The following is a 15,888-nucleotide window of genomic DNA, read 5'->3' on the forward strand; positions in this document are numbered from 1 at the left end:
CAGAGAGCTGAACAAAGGAACCACCCCGGTAAAATTGGTGGATTCCAGCTAACGGAAGACCGCCGTCTTCTCCCTCACGCTGGGTGCACCTGACGATGCCTATCGGCACGATGCAGCGCTCGGCTACACCGTGAAGGATCTTCTCGCACCGCTTTTCTCGACGGCGACCTACTGCTCCATGAAGAATGCCGTGCCGGTCTACTCCGCCGGAATGCTCTTCATTCCGGGCGTGAGCACGGATGAGGATCTCGCTCAGGTTGAAGCGAGAGCGAAGGATCATGCGGAAAGACTTGCGAATCTGCTGAAGACGCTCTGATCAGAGATTCTTTTCTTTCGCCGGGAGGACCGGCTTCACTACAATCGCGCCCGCCCGTCCGTTTTTTCAAATTTGAGAGCAGTCATGGATATTTCAATCGAAAAAGGCTCCTGGAAGACGCTTGAGCACCCGGCCTCAGCCGTGAGGCTCATGGTTTTCATGGCCGAGCAGAAAGTGCCGAAGGAAGAGGAGATCGACGCGCTCGATCCCGTGAGCACGCATTTTGTGGCGCGCGATTCGCGCCATATGGTTGTCGGTACGGCACGATTGACGCCTGACGGCCGGATCGGCCGCCTCGCCGTTCTGAAGCCTTTCCGGGGACGAGGCGTCGGCGCGAAGCTCCTCGAAGCGGTGCTCGAGTGCGCGCGCGGAAGCGGCCTTAAAGAGGTGACGCTCCATGCGCAGGTCCACGCCCGCGGGTTTTATGAGAAGTACGGCTTCAAGGCGGAAGGCGCCGTCTTCGACGAATGCGGCATCGACCATATTCACATGCGGCTTCGCCTCGGCTGATGCGCCCGGGAACGCCATTCAGATACTTTTTTTCCGGTACTATCGTCAGAGGAAGCTATTTAGTATTATTTTGATCACTCAAAATAGGGGGGATTAACCCTAGTGAAGGATTGTCCGGCAGTCCGGAGAGGGGCAAATCGTGCTCCCCGGCGCCGGAAGCGTTTCTCCCGGTCAAAAAAAGCGAAGAGCGGAACATGGTAATCAAAAAAGCAGGTGCGGCAGACATCTATTGGCAGACTTTATCCAAGCAGACGCGGCTTGACCCCGAAGTTCAGCTCGTTTTGACGGCAATCCTCTACGTTCGGGCAGGGAACGGCGAGGTTCCGGAAATTACTTTCCGCGGGACGACGGAATTCAGCAGCCTCGCCTGCAGCGCCGTCCCGGAACTGAAGCACTTTGTCTGGTCGATTGCGGTTCCTGATGCGGAAATTTCCTGGCGGCTTCCCTGGGATCTCGTCAAGAATCCGGCGAAAACGCTGGAAGCCTTCCTGCGCCTTAATGAACGAAGCTACATCAAAAGATTTTCGCTTCGTCCGGAACTCGTCGACGAGGTTGCCGGATGGCTTCTTGAAGAGACGCCTCAGGCGCCCTTCTGGATCGTGGGTGAGGAGCGCGCCTTTCTCTCCGCCGCCCGGAGTCTTCTTTCCGGCCGCGCCGTCCGCTTTGCGACGATTTCCGAGCACCTTGCGCTCCTCTTCACCGTGCTGAAGGCCTATGAGTTCGATGTCGGCGCGGCAGTCCTCAAGCCCGGCGCCATTGATCTTTCAACGCTCGAGGGACCTGTCGTCACGATCCCGGAACCCAATACCGAGGGGGACCATCCGCCGGTCGGCAAATATACGATCGACGAACTCAACTACGCCGACGCGCTTATCAAAAATCCCTCGCGGGTCGCAGCGGTTGTCTCGGGCGGCATGCTCTATCGAATGCAGGGCGAGGATGAGAAGCTGAAGACCATGTATCTGAGGTCTGGGCGCCTCACGCGCGTTCTCTCCTTCCCTTCGGCGACGGGCGTGGAGGCGGGCGTTGAAACGCTTGGACTTCTGCTCTGCGAGAAGCAGGGGTTCGGCGGGAGCGTTGTGGATCTCATCTCGGTGCCGAGGCTTCGCTATACGCGGCGTCCCTGGCCCGACGATTTCCGCAGGAACATTTCGCTCGCCATGCGGGGGAAGGCTGCAGAGGGCGTCAACGTCGTGCGGTCAACAAACCTCACGCTTCTCAACGACCGCTGCATCCTCTCGACGACAAGCCGCGTGGAAACGCCGGGAGACGAGGTGATCGACAGCCTCTTGGAGGAGCGGGGCTCGCGTCCTCTTTCCACGTTCGTCGAGATCATCCGCTGTCATTCCGTGGGCCCGGACTGCGATTCGGCGGACGAGAAGGACATCGTGTACGAAGCGATTCCGAACGACATCAATGAGTGCGGAATTCTGCGCCGTCCGAGGAAGCGCATCAGGATTGATCCGGAGGATCATACGCAGGCGCGCCGCATTGAGAAGCAGGCGATCCTGCCGGGCGACATCATCTTTACGCAGCGCGGACGCCTCGGTTCAATTGCGCTCGTCGACTCCGTCCCGAAGAAGGAGCGCTGGGTGGCCGGCCAGCTCTTCGTGATTCTGAGGCTGCGTGCGGACAGCCCGGTAGAGTCTCCCGCCTACATCCTGCGCTGCCTTCAGTGCGCGCCGGTCCGCGGACGATATGAACGCATGTCGAGCAATACGGCGGTGCCGCAGGTGCGCTCCGAAGATCTCGAAAATCTTCTGATTCCGCTTCCTGACCGCGACGCAGGCGTTGAGAACGCCGAGGAAGCCGTCCGCAAGCTGAAGCGCTATTCGAAGGAAATTGAGGACCTGAGGGCCAGGGCCGAAAAGCTGATCAAGAGCGTCACGCTCTGATGAAGACGGGCGGAAGACCTCGCGAAGAGATCTCCCGCCCGAATCATATCCGCGGAATGGAACGCTTGAATGCTCCGGCAAATTACGCGAAGGGGAGCGCATCCCTCCAGGATTCGCGGAAGAAGAGCATGATGGCGTCAAGTCCCGAATGATTGATGCGGTAGCGCGCAAGCTGCTGCACGACGGGCTTCGCATGGAAGGCGACGCCGAGGCCCGCCGAGCGGATCATTTCAACGTCATTAGCGCCGTCGCCGCAGCAGAGGACTTCGCTCAGGGATGCGCCGTGGAGCTGCGAGAGCACTTCAACCGCGCGGCGCTTGCCTCTGGCGTCAAGGATTCTGCCGCCGGCAGGACCGACAACATCGCCGGTGAGAAGCCCGTTTTCAATGACGAGCTCGTTGCTTACGGCGCCCGTCATGCCGAGCTTCTTGGCGATGGGGCGCGTGATGAGCGTGAAGCCCCCGGAAACAACGTAGAGCGCGAGGCCGTTGCGGCGCGCAAACTTCATGAGGACTTCCGCGCCGACGGAAAAGCGCGCGGCTTCCACTGAATGGTCCACAACGCTCACCGGCGCGCCCGCGAGGAGCTTCACGCGGCGCTGAAGGTTCTCCGCAAAGGGCCATTTTCCTTCCATGGCTTCCTTCGTCATCTGTCGCACTTCGTCGAGGCAGCCCGCGGCAAAGGCCATGTCGTCGATGCATTCGTTTTCGATCAGGGTGCTGTCCATGTCGAAGAAGAATGCCTTGAAGGACTTGATGCTGAGGCCGGCCGGGAGGACGAAGAAGTCGGCATTGTGCCGGGCCGCTTCGGCCTCAAGGTGCGTGAGGTCGGCATCATCGGGGACATCTTCAAGACGAAGCGACGGTTCGGACGGACGATAAAGCGTGCGTGCAGGGTGCACTTCATGCGTGAGGTCGAGGAGCAGATCGTGCTCCAGCTCTGCGCCGGTGATCACAATGTCGAGCATGGGGGGATTCCTTTTGAATTTCTCGATGCGCGGCCAGTCGTCTCCGCGCGGGATGTCTGAGGAGTCTAGCGCAGTCGCTCTGCAACCGACGGAAATGAAAAGCCCGCGGTTCTGAAATGAACTCGCGGGCTTTCGTGATCGCATGCGACCGTGCGGGCTTTGCTTTCTCTGCTTTCAGAGGCCGTGCATCCTCTTCATGCGGGGGAAGGCAATTCCCGCAGAGCAGCCATTACTTCTTCTGGGCGTCGAGCTGACGGGCGAAGATGAAGGCCTGCTGGCCGGCGATGCGGCCGAAGGTCACGATGTCGGCCTGAGCGTTGCCGCCGAGGCGGTTGCCGCCATGGACGCCGCCCGTGACTTCACCGGCAGCGAAGAAGCCCGGAATAACCTGGCCCTTCACGTTGTAGACCTGGGTGAGCGGGTCAATCTTGATGCCGCCCATCGTGTGGTGGACAGCCGGGGTAACGGCGATCGCGTAGAAGGGGCCCTTGTCGAGGTCGCGCGGCATGTCGGCGCGGCCGAAGGCATCCTTGTTGGCAGCCTTGCCGGCCTTCCAGGCGTCCATCGTGGCCTTGAGGTCAGCAGCGGGAACGCCCATCTTGCCGGCGATCTCGTCGAGCGTAGCGCCCGTGAGGCAGTAGGGCTGCTTGATGTAGCCGTTCGTCGCCTTGAGGGACTTCTGCATGTCGGAGTCGAAGAAGAGGTAGGCGATGCCGTCCTTCTGCTTCAGGATGGCGGCGGAAACCGCATCGCGCGTCTGAAGTTCGTTGAAGAAGCGCTTGCCTTCCTTGTTGACGAGGATGGCGCCGTTGCCGCGGACGGCTTCGGTGATCATTTCGCCAACCTTAGGCACAACGGTCGGGTGCGTCTGAATCTGGTCCATCTGGATCAGGTTGGCGCCGATCTTCTCGGCAAGGAGGAGACCATCGCCAGTGGCGCCCGGATGGTTCGTCGTGGCAAAGCCCTTGAGGCGCGGCACATACTTCGAAACGAGTTCGTTGTTGGCGCCGAAGCCGCCGGCAGCGTTCACGACCGCCTTGGAGTGAATCGTGTAGGTGCCGTTCTTATCCTTCACCTGGATGCCCGTCACGCGGCCGGTCTTGTCCGTGAGGATCTTGGTGGCCTGGGTGTTGGTGCGGATGTCGATCTTCTCAGCCTTGGCAGCCGTGTAGAGGGTGCGGACGACTTCCGGGCCGACGAGCGCGCCGCCGGTCGGACGGTGCGTGCGCGGGAAGGTGGCGCCGGCCATCAGGCCGACGTCGCGAAGATCGCCGCCGTGGGCGAGGAGCCAGTCAACGGAGGAGGCAGACTTCTCGGCGAGCGTGCGCACGAGCGCCGGGTCGTTGAGCCAGTGGCCGCCCTTCATCGTGTCGAAATACATGATTTCGACGGAGTCCTTCGTGCCCTTGGCCTTCTGCAGAGCCGTTTCCGTGGCGTTCAGGCCGCCAGCGGCGCGGACGGTGTTGCCGCCGACCATCGCCATCTTTTCAACAACGACAACCTTGGCGCCGAGTTCGTTAGCCTGAACAGCAGCCGAAAGGCCGGCGCCGCCCGCGCCGATAACCGCAACGTCGACATTGATGTCTTCAGCGGCACCGGCAGTTCCGAAGCAGGCCATGACGGCAGCGGCAACCAGAATCTTCTTCATCTTTTCTTTCCTTTTGAGGTGAGGGACTGCGCTTCAAATGAGTACAGCACCCAATGGAGTATGAATCCCGCAGGATTCAACTTTCGGCAGAATGTTAACCTGAAAACATTTGGATGACGAGAAGTTAGACGACGTTACTATCTCTTTAAGAGTATGACTGAATCAGAAATTGAAGAGACTTTGATACATGCAAAAGAGAAACTCCCGCCTTAACGCTGAGAATTTTGAGGCATGCATTACTTCCCATCCTTGAAAATGCGTATAAACCCGCTTATCCGCAGTGGGCATTTCTGCCCGAACCGCTAGTTCTTTTTTCGGAGGAATCAAAACATGCCGTCACTGAGCCGGGAGGATTTTCAGGCGCTTTATGCACTGGAGCGCGAAGCCGGATCGGGCCTGAGCGTCGCGGAGCTCAGAAAAGAGCTTTCGCTCACTTTCCCTCAGGGGGCGCGCGTTCTCACGCGCGGGTCGGAAGACTATCCGCAGGCGCTCGACGCCCTCACGGATCCGCCGAAGGTGCTCTGCGCTCTCGGAGACCTCTCGCTCCTCGAGCGGCAGCTTCTCGTTTCGATTGTGGGGTCAAGGAATGCATCGGCTGAACGGTGCGAAGCCGCTTCCTTCATTGCGTCTGATCTCGCCGCACGAGGCGCCGTCATTGTGTCGGGGCTTGCTGCCGGAATCGACCGCGCGGCGCACGAAGGGGCGCTTGCCGCATGGACGAATGAATCCCGGCGCGGACGCACGGCGGCAGTGCTCGGCACGCCGCTCTCCTTCCCCTGGCCGCCCGAGAATGCGAAGCTCTATGAGGAAATCGTCTCGACGGGGCTCGCGCTTTCCGAAGCGCCTCAGGCCGAAGGCCGGAGATTCGACCCGAATGAGCGGATGAGGTCCCTCAGGCGCAGGAACCGCATCGTTGCTGCGCTCGGCACCGGAACGCTCGTCATGGCGGCGGCTCCGGGCTCGAGCACCCTCATTGAGGTCGACTATGCGCTCGGTCTCGGCCGTCCGGTCATCCTCTGGCACGAGTGCGCGAATGAACCCTGGGCGAAGGCGCTCCTTGCCCGCGATCTCAGGGACGGCGACGGCCGGGAGCTTGTTGCGGTCGCTCAGAATGCAGTGGAAGTTGAGGAGATCCTCTCGCCCTGGAGCCGCGTCTGGTGGCTCTGAGGTCAGTGCTTTCCGAAGCGCGGCAGGTGCCGCACCTGAACCATGAGAAGGCCGGCGAGCATCAGGAGCGACCCGGCGATGAATGCCGGCCCGATGGATTCGCCGAGAAGCAGAACGGAAAAGAGAACGCCGAAGAAGGGCGTCATGAAGACGAGGACGCCCAGGCGCGCCGCGAGATAGACCTTGAGCATCTGGCACCAGACCAGATACGACGCAAAGGAGACGATGAAGATCTGAAAGAGCAGGCTCGCCCAGGCGACGGGCGTTCCGATGAAGGTCGACTGGCCGGTGAGGAGCGCAATGGGCGTGAGGGTCGCAGCCGCGAAGATGAGCTGGGAAAAGAGCATCTGCGTGGGGGCGGCGTTGTTCATTGTCGTCGCTCTCAGGAAAACGGTGGTGAGGCCCCAGGAGACGCCCGAGAGGAGCCCGAGGAAGTCGCCGAGGATCCAGAGGTCGCTTCCGGCTGAGGTACCCGCGAGGAAGGCCGGCACGAAGAAGGCCGTCACAATGCCCGCAAAGGCAACGAAAAGTCCCGCCCACTGAATGAGGGAAAGGCGCTCTTCGGGAAGGCGAATCGAGAGGCCGACAGCCGCAAATAAAGGCGCCGTATAGAGGAGCACCGACATGTGGGACGCCGTCGTGAAGCGGAGGCCTTCGGCGACGAAGAAGAATTCGCCCACAAAGCCGAGGCCCACCAGGGCTACGTCGCGGAACCGGACGTTCCAGTTCCATTTCTCATGAAGGAAGAAGCGGTTCGCGATGAGAAGCAGAATCGCCGCCGCAGCGGAGCGCAGGCCGACCTGCAGCATCGGACTGATGTCCGTGCCGGCTGCCTTGATGGCAGTCTGCTGCATGCCCCAGGTCATGGAAAGGAGAACGCAGATGAGAAAGGCGCGCAGGTCGATGGGGCGGCGGACGGGAGCAGTGGGGAGAGCCATGACGGAATCGAGGCTGAGAATTTGAAGGCAAAGAGCGCAACTATACGCCTCAGGCAGAATGAAGCCTTGTTCCGGGACGTCTTTTGCCGGTGGGATGAAGTCTGACAGGGGGCTCTTTTGCGGCTTGCGGGTTCCTCGAAAGAAAGCGAAAAAAATCCCGCCGAAGCGGTTCGCGCCGGCGGGAGCAAGAGAAAGGAGAGAAGAAGAGATTGGGTTTCGCGCGGTTACTTCACCTTGAAGTTGAACTCGTGGCACTGATTGCAGTAGTTTTCGCTTTCCTGATGCATCAGGTGGCAGTTCGTGCATTCGAGCGTGTCGCCGTAGTGCGGCGAGACATGCGGATTGGTGGGCTTGACGTTCTTCGTCTTCGCGACGAGCTGCTTGGTGTTGTGGCAGCCCGTGCAGGTTTCGATCGTCGGCATCTCGGGATTCTTCATGTCCTGACCGTGGCAGGTCTGGCACTGAAGGCCGGCTTTGATGTGCTGTTCGGCGAGCTTTTCGCCCGCCTGGGCGGAAGCGGCGCTGCCGAGCAGGATGGCCGTGGCAGCAACGGCAGTAAGGAGAGAGCGGAACATTCTGGGGCCTGATGGGAAGGTCATTCGGAAATCAGGGAAAGCGGCCTTGAAGCGCTGATCCCTGGCAGGAGGTTTCCGAACTAAATGATTTTTAAAGGTTTCCTCTAACGAACCGAGGGCTTCGTCAGGGAATAAGAAAGCCGGGCGCCCGGGAAGGGCCCCGGCTCGCAAGGTGATTCAGCCGGTACTTCTGAAGAGCGGCTGCCCGGAGAAGCGGAGAGCGCTCAGCTCTCCGGGCAGGACTTCAAAGGAAGGGGCTTGAATTACATCTTGGCGAACTCTTCACCGGCGATCATGCCGAAGGTGAGAGCATCGATCACGGCCACCGTGCCGAGGCGCGAGGCGCCGTGCACGCCGCCCGTCACTTCGCCGCCGGCGAAGAGGCCCTTGATCGGCTGGTGCGTCGTCGCGGAAATGACCTGAGCCTTTTCGTTGATCATGACGCCGCCCATCGTGTGGTGGATCTTCGGAGCGACTTCAATGCCGTAGAACGGAGCCTTCGAAACATCAAGACCGTTGCTGAACTTGAGGTTGCGGTGGAATTCCGGATCCTCGCCCTTCTTGATGAACTCGTTGTAGCGGGCAACCTGTTCAAGGAACGGCTTCTTGTTGATCTTGAAGTAGTCGGCGAGCTCGTCGAGCGTGTTGAACTTCTTCACCGTGCCCATTTCGAGCGGGAGCTTGACGAAGTTCGGGTTGATCGACTTGACGATCGCATCGTCGGCAATGGCGATCGGGTAGTTTTCATCAGCGCCGATGACCTTGAAGAGGGCGTCGGACTTGATCTTGCGGCCGGCGTGTTCGTCCATGAAGCGAAGGCCCGTCTTGCGGTCGACGACGATGCCGTAGTCCATGCAGGCGTGGTTCGTGAAGTTGACGGAAACGCCGAAGCCCTTTTCACGCGGGTTGGTGTAGGGGAGGAACTGCAGCCAGCAGAGCTGAACCGGAGCAGCGCCGATGCCGAGGGCCTTCACGAGAACGCCGGCCGTGGCGCCAGGCTGGTTCGTGGAGTCCGTGGTCGGAACAACGCGAGGATCCTGGACCTGACGGAACCAGATGTCGCGGGAGAAGCCGCCGGCGGCGAGCATGACGCCGAGCTTCGCGCGGACAACCTTCTGCTTGCCGGTCTTGTTCTCGAGGTCGTCGGACTGGAGCTTCTGGTTGAAGCGATAGCCTTCGCGGTAGGTGATGCCGACAACAGCGTCGCCGTCCATCACGAAGTCGTCGAACTTGGCGCGGGTAAGAACCGTGACGTTCTTTTCCTTCTTGATGGCTTCGTACATCGGGCGGATGTAGCCAGAGCCCGTACCGGCCTTAATCTCATAGGAGCGCGGAACCGAGTGGCCGGCTTCGAAGAGCATCTTGTTGGGAACGAATTCGGCGCCCGTTTCCTCAACGAACTTGATCGTGTCGTTGCAGCGGTCGGCGATGACGCCGAGGAGGTTCGTGTAGTTGAGGCCGAGACCGTCCTTCAGGCAGTCTTCAATGAAGAGCTCCTTGCTGTCCTTGATGCCCTGGGCCTTCTGCACGGGGTTGACCGGGCAGGCGACGTTGCCGCCGCAGATGGCGGAGTTGCCGCCGACGACCGGCATCTTCTCAAGCATGAGAACCTTCTTGCCGCCGCGGGCAGCCTTGAGGGCGCAGGCCATGCCGGCGAAGCCGGAGCCGATGATGACGACGTCGTATTCGGCGTCATACTTCTTCACCTGAGCAGCAGGAATGCCGGCATTGGCGGCAGCGCTCGCCATCAGAGTGGCGGCCATGGCAGCGCCGGTCTTGAGGAGGCTGCGGCGGGCGAGATTCAGTTCGGACATTGTGTTTTCCTTTGAAGGTTGATGGAAGCCGCCGTCCCGGCGTCTTCCGGATCCGCTTGCGGAGAGGTCAAATCCGCATCCGTGATGGAAGTAATTCTGAAGGATCTCTGAAAGCGTGCAGCTATACCTTGGTATAGGCGGATAGAAAATCGGATGAAAAAAAGCCCGTACGGGCCTGATCCGTACGGGCTCTGAAGCAATGTCTTCTCTTGCCGAGGCTTTCGTCAGAAGGCGATCGCCATGCCGGCAGCGGTCTGCCAGGTGTCGTGGTCGATGTCGGCGCCGCTTCGCTCCATCCTCTCCGCCGTGTAGGCGCCGCCCGCGTAGACGAGCGCCTTCTTGCTGAGCGGGAAGATGTACATCGCGATGAAGCCGTACTTTTCGAGATCCTCTTCGAAGGCGGCTTTTTCCGTCACCCTGCCGGCGTTGAAGATTTCGCCGTCGGCCTTGCCGTAGAAGACTGCGGCCTGAATGTTGGCGCCGGGCGTTCCGGGCATGTTTTCAAAGAGCGCCCCGACCGTGGTGCTCCAGCCGTCAAACTGCCCGACGACCCCGCTGACGTTGTGCTTCGCGAGGTAATTGGCAGAGAGAAAGCTCGACGACCCGACCCAGTTCCAGACCGTTTCATTGAGGCCGAGCTGAAAGCCGAGGTAGGGCGTGACGTCGCCCATTTTGTAGTTGGCGCCGAAGCCCACGGAATAGGCGTCTCCGAGACGCGGGTCGGCCGTGCTCGAGCGCATGATTGTGTCGGCCATGACGACCGCCTGCAGCGGGCCGCGGTCGATCGTAATGGCGGCCGACGCATAGCGTTCGGCGTCCGCATTGCCCTCAAGGCCGGCGCTCGAATTCGTTTCGAACGAGTACTGGAGGTAGGCCTTTGCGCCCGCAAAATCGGGCGACACGTAGGTCACCATGTTGTCGTAGACGTTTCGCGTGAGCCAGTAGTAGCCCCCGTCGAGCGCGTCGCCACGGAGCGTCAGCTGATGGTAGGCGCCGATGCTCCCTGAGACAGGGCCGATGCGCCCGAACGCGATGCGCCCGAGGCTGCCCTCGATATAGAGCTGCGCCTCGCGGTCGAAGATCCGGCTGGCGGTTTTGAATTCACCGGAATCCGTCATGATGCCGCTCTCAAGGACGAACCCGAGGCGCACTCCGGGGGAGAGCTCTTCGGAACCCTTGAGGCCGAAGCGGGAGCCGTAGTTGATGCTCGATTCCATCACGAGAGATCCGGCCGAGGCAGAGCCCTGGTATTCATCCTGGAAGCGCCCGCCCTGGTTCTCGAGCCGGTCATGCGTATAGAGAAAGCCCGTATCGAGAACGCCGTAGAGATGAACGTCCGCTGCCTGAGCGGCGCCTGCGCAGAGAAAGGCACCGAGCAGGGCGAGCGTTCGTTTTGTCAGGCGTGAAGCGAATAAGTCCATGGTCATGCCTCCTTAGAAAAGGAACTGGGCGCGGATGCCGGCGGTCCATGCCTTCTGGTTCGAGGAAATGCTGTCGGCGCCCGCCGTAAAGGCAAAGGCCATGCGGTCGGTTCTGGCTTCTAGTCCGAGGCCTGCCGTCATGCTGTGGCGGTCCGTGAAGGCTGCGGAGAAGTCGGCCGTTCCTGCAACGCCGAACGCGAAGCGGCTTTCGCTCTCCTCAGCACGGTCGCCAGCGGCGTACACATAGTGAAGCGCGGCGCTGGGTGTGAACGTCCATTCTCCGGAAACCACCTTGCCGGAGGCCGTGAAGCCGATCGGGAAGGTCCACTGCGCTACGTCGTCGGTTGAAGTCCTGAAGCTCGAGTCGCCCGAAACTGCAACGGAATAGTCGCTCTGATGGAAGTGAAGGAACCGCACGCCCGCGTCTGCCGAGAGGCCGAAGGGACCGGCTTCAGCGATGCGCTTTTCTGCCTTGAAGCCCGCGGAGAGCGAGTAGGCATCGATGTCTGCGGTGACGCTTTCAAAAGCAAGGCCGCTGAGAACGCCGCCCGACACATCCATGTCGTAGCGGGCGGCGCCGAGGTCAGCCGTGAGGGCCCAGTCGTTCTTCGCATAGGCGCCGTAGAAGGAAGCTCCCATGAAGGTGCCTTCGCCCTTGAGATTCACGCCGTCCGTCCCGTCGGTATCGAAGGCGCCGGCATGGAGCGCGCCGCCGATGGTCCAGGCGTCGCGCGTGAAGTCGACGCCGAAGACTGCGCCCCGCGCATCCGTGTCGTAGGCGGCGGACCCGCCCGTTGCGTTGAAGCCGTCGGCGTCCTTCCGGCCGTACCAGACCGAAGCCCAGAGCGAGCCTGCGGCCGGCGTGAGTGCCGGATCCCTGAATTCAGGGTTGCTGAGCTTGGCGCGGATGCGCTCCTCGACCTGACCGTGCATCTGGTCCGTTACCTGGCGCGCCGTTGCGGCATAGCCGAGCATCGCTCCCGGGGCCGCAGCCTGATGCCAGGTGCGGACGGCCTCGGATTTCGAGGCGTAGCGTTCGTCAAAGAGCCGGCTCATGAAGCGGCAGCCGCCCTCGGAACTGCTCTGGTCGAGCCCGGCCGTGAGGAGCGATTCAAGCGCTTCAGCGCGACGGCAAGACCCCCGGTGAATCTCGCGATGCTTCGCGGCAGGCACCGCCTCAATCAGCGCACGTATCTCGATGCAAAGCTGCGCGTCGCAGACCACGAACTCACCGATCACGGCGACCGCGTGCTCATGTCTCAGGGCATTACGGGGCGCTATCCCTTCCTCGACAGGGACGTGCTCGACTTTTCCGCGCGCATTCCGCCGGAGCTTCTGATATACGACGAGCGCGAAAAGTATCCGGTTCGGGCAATGGGCGAAAAATACGTGCCGGGGCGCATTGAAGCCCGCGCGCCGGCCCGTTTTCGAAGAGTTGATAATTTCTACATGACAAAGCGCCGATTACTGGAAACCTTTGCAGCAGCCGCTGCCGCGTCCGGCATGGCTATGGCTGATGCGCCGACCGAGCATCTCGGGAGCGTATCGGGCTTTTTGACGTCGCCCGGAGAGCGGGAGGCTCTCAGGCGTCAGCGCGTTTTCAATGTGGCGCTTCTCGTGAACGAAACAGGGCTTGATGCCGTCGCCGGCCGCAGGCATGCGGCCATGGCTCTTTTTGCGGCGGAGGAAATCAATGCCGCGGGGGGCGTCCTCGGCCGCCGCATGGTGGTGAACGTGCTCGATTGCGAAAGCGACATGGAGATGACGAGAATCGCCATGGATTCCATCCAGAAGGTTTCTGAAAGCTTCGTCGCCATCATCGGCGCCGGAACGTCGGAGCAGGCGATGCACTGCATCCCGCGCGCAGACGGCGCCGGGATCCCGTACATCTCCACGAAGGCGAAGCGCCCGGGACTCTGCTTTGCGCCCGACGGCAGCATCCGGCCCTGGATTTTCCGCCTGAACCTCGATGCCGGATCGCTCGGGGCGGCGTGCGGACTGATGACGGCTCAGAAGGGAGGCCGCCGGGTAGCAGCCCTCATTGAGGAAGGTAATGTCGAGGAGCAGGCGGTTTCGAACGGCTTCAGAAACTCCTTCGACGCTGACGGAGACCTTGAGTACCGTGAGATCGTCTACCCCCGGGGCACCATGTCGCTCTGGGCTTATTTCGCCATGGCGGAAGCCTACGGCACGGATACGATCCTCTTTCCGGCCCGCGGGGATCGCCAGTCGATCGGAATTCTGCAGTTCTGCGACCGGGAGATGAAGTGCGATCTCATCGTCTGGGATGAATACCGCGAAGAGCCCTACTGGAAGGATGACCGGGAGATGCTGAGGCGCGTCTTCAGCTTTTCCGCATTCAACCGCGCGGATGAAGGGGTTCCCGGCTGGCTCGAAAAAGCAAGGGCGGCAGCAGGGCGCTACGGCGTTCCCATCACGAGCGATCAGCAGAGCTATGCGCTCCTCGACGCGAGTCACTCGTATATGGCCGTGAAGCTTCTTGCCGACAGCCTCGGGCGTGCGGATTCCTTCCGTCCGGAGCGCATCCGCAGCGCCATTCAAAGCGCGACCGACCTCTATTGGGCGGGACGCACGCCGCTCACGATCGGAATACTCCATGAACCCACGGAAAACAGCGCTTATTTCTATCACGGGAACGCCTCGAATTCGGAGCTTCCGATGGGTTCCGTAGCGGTCGACGTGCCGGACTCGGTCTGAGGAAGGATGCCATGCAGAGACGACGATTATTTACCGCCGCTGGTCTCGGTCTTGCCGCAGCCTCGAGGCCTGCAAGCGCCATGATCTGGAATACGAAGCGGGTGACGCCGATTGAGGAGCGCGTCAGGCCTCTTGTTGTGCGCTACCTGATGTCTCCGGGATGGTCGGAGGAGGCGCCCCTCATGAAGCTTCTTATCGAGGGGCTCGAGCGCGCGCGAAAGCAGTACCGCATTTCCTACGCCTGCTGCGAGATGCGCTCGCGCGATCTGATTTACGAGGACATGGGGCGCGTGCTCGAGGAGTGTCATCCCGATATGATCATCTGTCTCGGGAGCGAATTCACGGTACCGCTCGTCTTTCATGCGAGGCGGTACCCCGACGTGAAGTTCGGCATCATGGGCGTGCCGCTCGTGAACATCTATCCCAACATCATGTCGGTGATGTTTTCGCCGATTGAAGGCGGCTTCATCTGCGGTGCGCTCGCGGCCCTGGCGCTCAAGCGCGACGTCTTCGCCCGCGAGGGATCCTCCGTGGGCTGGATCAGCGGCGGCGATGATGCAGAGTCCGACGAAACGTTCCTCGGCTTTCGCCTCGGCGCGCACTTCATCCGGGATGATCTCGTCATTCACCGCGACAGCATCGATTCCTATACGGACAGGGAAGCGGCGCGCGAGGTGGCGCTCGACTTCTATGCGAGCGGCTGCGCCATTACATTCGCGCATGCGGGCGAAGCGGGTCTGGGGGCGCTTGAAGCCGCGGATCTGGCCGACAAGTATGCGATCGGCATCGATTCCGACCAGGATTCTCTTTTTCCGGGACACATCATCACGTCGCTTCTGAAGCACTACGACCGTGCGGCCTTCAGCTTCATTGAGGCCGCCGTGAGGGATCGCTTCCACGGCCTCTATCTCATGAATCTCGGCAACTACGGGATCGAGTTCACGGAAATGAAGGTGCTGAAGGAGTATCTCGGGGCCTATACCGTCAACGCGCTCTTCAACGAACTCCATATCCTGCGCCGCTCGCTCGTGCAGCGCGCGATCTCGATTCCGTATCCGAGCTACTACACCGAAGCGCTCAATTACGAATGAGCCGCAGAGGCTTTGAGGAGCGTGAAGGGGCGGTCCGATGCGGCCGTGATCCAGACTGCGCGCACTTCCGGCCCGGGACCGGAGAGCGCCTCGCGCGCGCTTTCGAGGGCTTCGCAGACGCTTTCATTGCCGGTCTTCAGCAAGAGCGTCTGCCAGTGCCAGCAGCGCCCGAGAAAGAAAAGCGGCGAAGCGAGCACATCCAGATCAGCGATTTCATCGCGCAGCCCCCAGCCGCCCGCCTTGAGCACGGCTTCCTTTCGCGTCCAGAGCGCATAGGCGCGCGAGCGCGCGGCATGAAGGTCTGCGGCGCTTTCGATGAAGGCACGTTCGTCCGCCGTCATGACGCTCATGAGATCATGAAGCTCGCGCTCGGCCTCATCCCTTTCGCTCCCGCTTGATGCGGGCGCAAGGGATTCGGCATCAAGTCCCGCAAGGATGGGGAAAGATTTCTGCGCGTGAGCAGGAGCGAGGAGCGCTGCGGTAAAACCGGCGGCATGCGTGAGCGAAAAGTCGCCCGCACCGGGAATCGAAGGCTTCCCGTAAGTTCCCGACTGCCAGCGGTTCCAGCCTTCCGGCGAGAAGGTCCCTGAATGGATGAGGAGCGTGCGCAGGCATTCGCGCGCCTGAGCCCGCCGGATGCGGTCGGCGAGGAGCTGATAGCCTTCATTTTCAGCCTGGAATCCTGCGGGAAGCCGGCTGTAGTCGGGTTCCCGAATGCCGGAAGCGGATTCAGAGATGCCGAACCGGCCGCAGGAGCCATCGCGCAGGAACGCCCACTCGAGGAGAAGCGCCGCTGAGGAAAAGCCGCCCCGCATCGGAGTCGGGAAG

Annotated in this window: 13 protein-coding genes and 1 pseudogene; 6 read left to right on the forward strand and 8 right to left on the reverse strand. The window is 61.3% G+C overall.

Going from position 1 to position 15,888, the window contains the following annotated elements; translation table 11 throughout:
• Window positions 1-67: 67 nt before the first annotated feature.
• The 3 genes and pseudogenes from Q0106_RS06215 to Q0106_RS06225 form a co-directional block, all read left to right on the forward strand.
• Window positions 68-316: pseudogene (locus Q0106_RS06215) on the forward strand (flavodoxin family protein); the annotation flags it as partial.
• A gap of 84 nt (window positions 317-400) precedes the next feature.
• Entirely contained in the window at window positions 401-826 is a 426-nt protein-coding gene (locus tag Q0106_RS06220; protein WP_297610373.1) for a GNAT family N-acetyltransferase, read from the forward strand.
• Between the two features lie 194 nt (window positions 827-1,020).
• Complete coding sequence (locus Q0106_RS06225; protein ID WP_297610375.1) at window positions 1,021-2,721, forward strand: hypothetical protein; 1,701 nt, start codon at window positions 1,021-1,023, stop codon at window positions 2,719-2,721.
• An 82-nt stretch (window positions 2,722-2,803) separates the two neighbouring features.
• On the opposite strand, the gene serB is transcribed toward Q0106_RS06225, so the two are convergent.
• Together serB and Q0106_RS06235 are read right to left on the reverse strand one after the other, a co-directional pair.
• Window positions 2,804-3,688, reverse strand: a complete 885-nt coding sequence (serB, locus tag Q0106_RS06230) for a phosphoserine phosphatase SerB (RefSeq protein ID WP_152157445.1) — start codon at window positions 3,686-3,688, stop codon at window positions 2,804-2,806.
• Between the two features lie 229 nt (window positions 3,689-3,917).
• Complete coding sequence (locus tag Q0106_RS06235; protein ID WP_139688933.1) at window positions 3,918-5,336, reverse strand: flavocytochrome c; 1,419 nt, start codon at window positions 5,334-5,336, stop codon at window positions 3,918-3,920.
• 330 nt (window positions 5,337-5,666) lie between these two features.
• Here Q0106_RS06235 and Q0106_RS06240 point away from each other — a divergent pair, with 330 nt between their 5' ends.
• Window positions 5,667-6,503, forward strand: coding sequence for a DNA-processing protein DprA (locus Q0106_RS06240; RefSeq protein WP_297610379.1), 837 nt, complete (start codon window positions 5,667-5,669; stop codon window positions 6,501-6,503).
• Window positions 6,504-6,505: 2 nt separating this feature from the next.
• Here Q0106_RS06240 and Q0106_RS06245 read toward each other — a convergent pair whose 3' ends face one another.
• The 5 genes from Q0106_RS06245 to Q0106_RS06265 form a co-directional block, all read right to left on the reverse strand.
• Entirely contained in the window at window positions 6,506-7,441 is a 936-nt protein-coding gene (locus tag Q0106_RS06245) for a DMT family transporter (protein WP_297610381.1), read from the reverse strand.
• Window positions 7,442-7,665: 224 nt separating this feature from the next.
• A complete protein-coding gene (locus tag Q0106_RS06250; protein ID WP_297610383.1) occupies window positions 7,666-8,016 on the reverse strand; it encodes a cytochrome c3 family protein in 351 nt (116 codons plus the stop codon).
• 263 nt (window positions 8,017-8,279) lie between these two features.
• Complete coding sequence (locus Q0106_RS06255; RefSeq protein WP_297610385.1) at window positions 8,280-9,830, reverse strand: flavocytochrome c; 1,551 nt, start codon at window positions 9,828-9,830, stop codon at window positions 8,280-8,282.
• A gap of 224 nt (window positions 9,831-10,054) precedes the next feature.
• The gene (locus tag Q0106_RS06260) at window positions 10,055-11,251 is read right to left on the reverse strand and encodes a porin (RefSeq protein ID WP_297610387.1); all 1,197 of its coding nucleotides are present in this window, start codon (window positions 11,249-11,251) and stop codon (window positions 10,055-10,057) included.
• 12 nt (window positions 11,252-11,263) lie between these two features.
• Window positions 11,264-12,424 carry an autotransporter outer membrane beta-barrel domain-containing protein gene (locus Q0106_RS06265; RefSeq protein ID WP_297610389.1) on the reverse strand — a complete coding sequence of 387 codons (1,161 nt, stop codon included), beginning with the start codon at window positions 12,422-12,424 and terminating at the stop codon, window positions 11,264-11,266.
• Here Q0106_RS06265 and Q0106_RS06270 point away from each other — a divergent pair.
• Window positions 12,395-13,969 (forward strand): ABC transporter substrate-binding protein, encoded by a 1,575-nt coding sequence (locus Q0106_RS06270; protein ID WP_297610392.1) that lies wholly within the window; start codon window positions 12,395-12,397, stop codon window positions 13,967-13,969. The genes Q0106_RS06265 and Q0106_RS06270 overlap by 30 nt on opposite strands.
• A gap of 11 nt (window positions 13,970-13,980) precedes the next feature.
• Window positions 13,981-15,060, forward strand: coding sequence for a BMP family ABC transporter substrate-binding protein (locus Q0106_RS06275; RefSeq protein ID WP_297610394.1), 1,080 nt, complete (start codon window positions 13,981-13,983; stop codon window positions 15,058-15,060).
• Here the strand turns inward: Q0106_RS06275 and Q0106_RS06280 are convergent.
• Complete coding sequence (locus tag Q0106_RS06280; protein WP_297610396.1) at window positions 15,051-15,875, reverse strand: 4'-phosphopantetheinyl transferase superfamily protein; 825 nt, start codon at window positions 15,873-15,875, stop codon at window positions 15,051-15,053. The genes Q0106_RS06275 and Q0106_RS06280 overlap by 10 nt on opposite strands.
• Window positions 15,876-15,888: the final 13 nt, after the last annotated feature.

The organism is uncultured Sutterella sp., assembly GCF_937923675.1.
GTDB lineage: Bacteria > Pseudomonadota > Gammaproteobacteria > Burkholderiales > Burkholderiaceae_F > Sutterella.

What these genes read in the sequence shown, in the direction of transcription:
- Q0106_RS06220 (WP_297610373.1), top strand. Translation starts at nt 401, where the DNA reads ATGGATATTTCAATCGAAAAAGGCTCCTGGAAGACGCTTGAGCACCCG.
- Q0106_RS06225 (WP_297610375.1), top strand. Translation starts at nt 1,021, where the DNA reads ATGGTAATCAAAAAAGCAGGTGCGGCAGACATCTATTGGCAGACTTTA.
- serB (WP_152157445.1), bottom strand. Translation starts at nt 3,688, where the DNA reads ATGCTCGACATTGTGATCACCGGCGCAGAGCTGGAGCACGATCTGCTC.
- Q0106_RS06235 (WP_139688933.1), bottom strand. Translation starts at nt 5,336, where the DNA reads ATGAAGAAGATTCTGGTTGCCGCTGCCGTCATGGCCTGCTTCGGAACT.
- Q0106_RS06240 (WP_297610379.1), top strand. Translation starts at nt 5,667, where the DNA reads ATGCCGTCACTGAGCCGGGAGGATTTTCAGGCGCTTTATGCACTGGAG.
- Q0106_RS06245 (WP_297610381.1), bottom strand. Translation starts at nt 7,441, where the DNA reads ATGGCTCTCCCCACTGCTCCCGTCCGCCGCCCCATCGACCTGCGCGCC.
- Q0106_RS06250 (WP_297610383.1), bottom strand. Translation starts at nt 8,016, where the DNA reads ATGTTCCGCTCTCTCCTTACTGCCGTTGCTGCCACGGCCATCCTGCTC.
- Q0106_RS06255 (WP_297610385.1), bottom strand. Translation starts at nt 9,830, where the DNA reads ATGTCCGAACTGAATCTCGCCCGCCGCAGCCTCCTCAAGACCGGCGCT.
- Q0106_RS06260 (WP_297610387.1), bottom strand. Translation starts at nt 11,251, where the DNA reads ATGGACTTATTCGCTTCACGCCTGACAAAACGAACGCTCGCCCTGCTC.
- Q0106_RS06275 (WP_297610394.1), top strand. Translation starts at nt 13,981, where the DNA reads ATGCAGAGACGACGATTATTTACCGCCGCTGGTCTCGGTCTTGCCGCA.
- Q0106_RS06280 (WP_297610396.1), bottom strand. Translation starts at nt 15,875, where the DNA reads ATGCGGGGCGGCTTTTCCTCAGCGGCGCTTCTCCTCGAGTGGGCGTTC.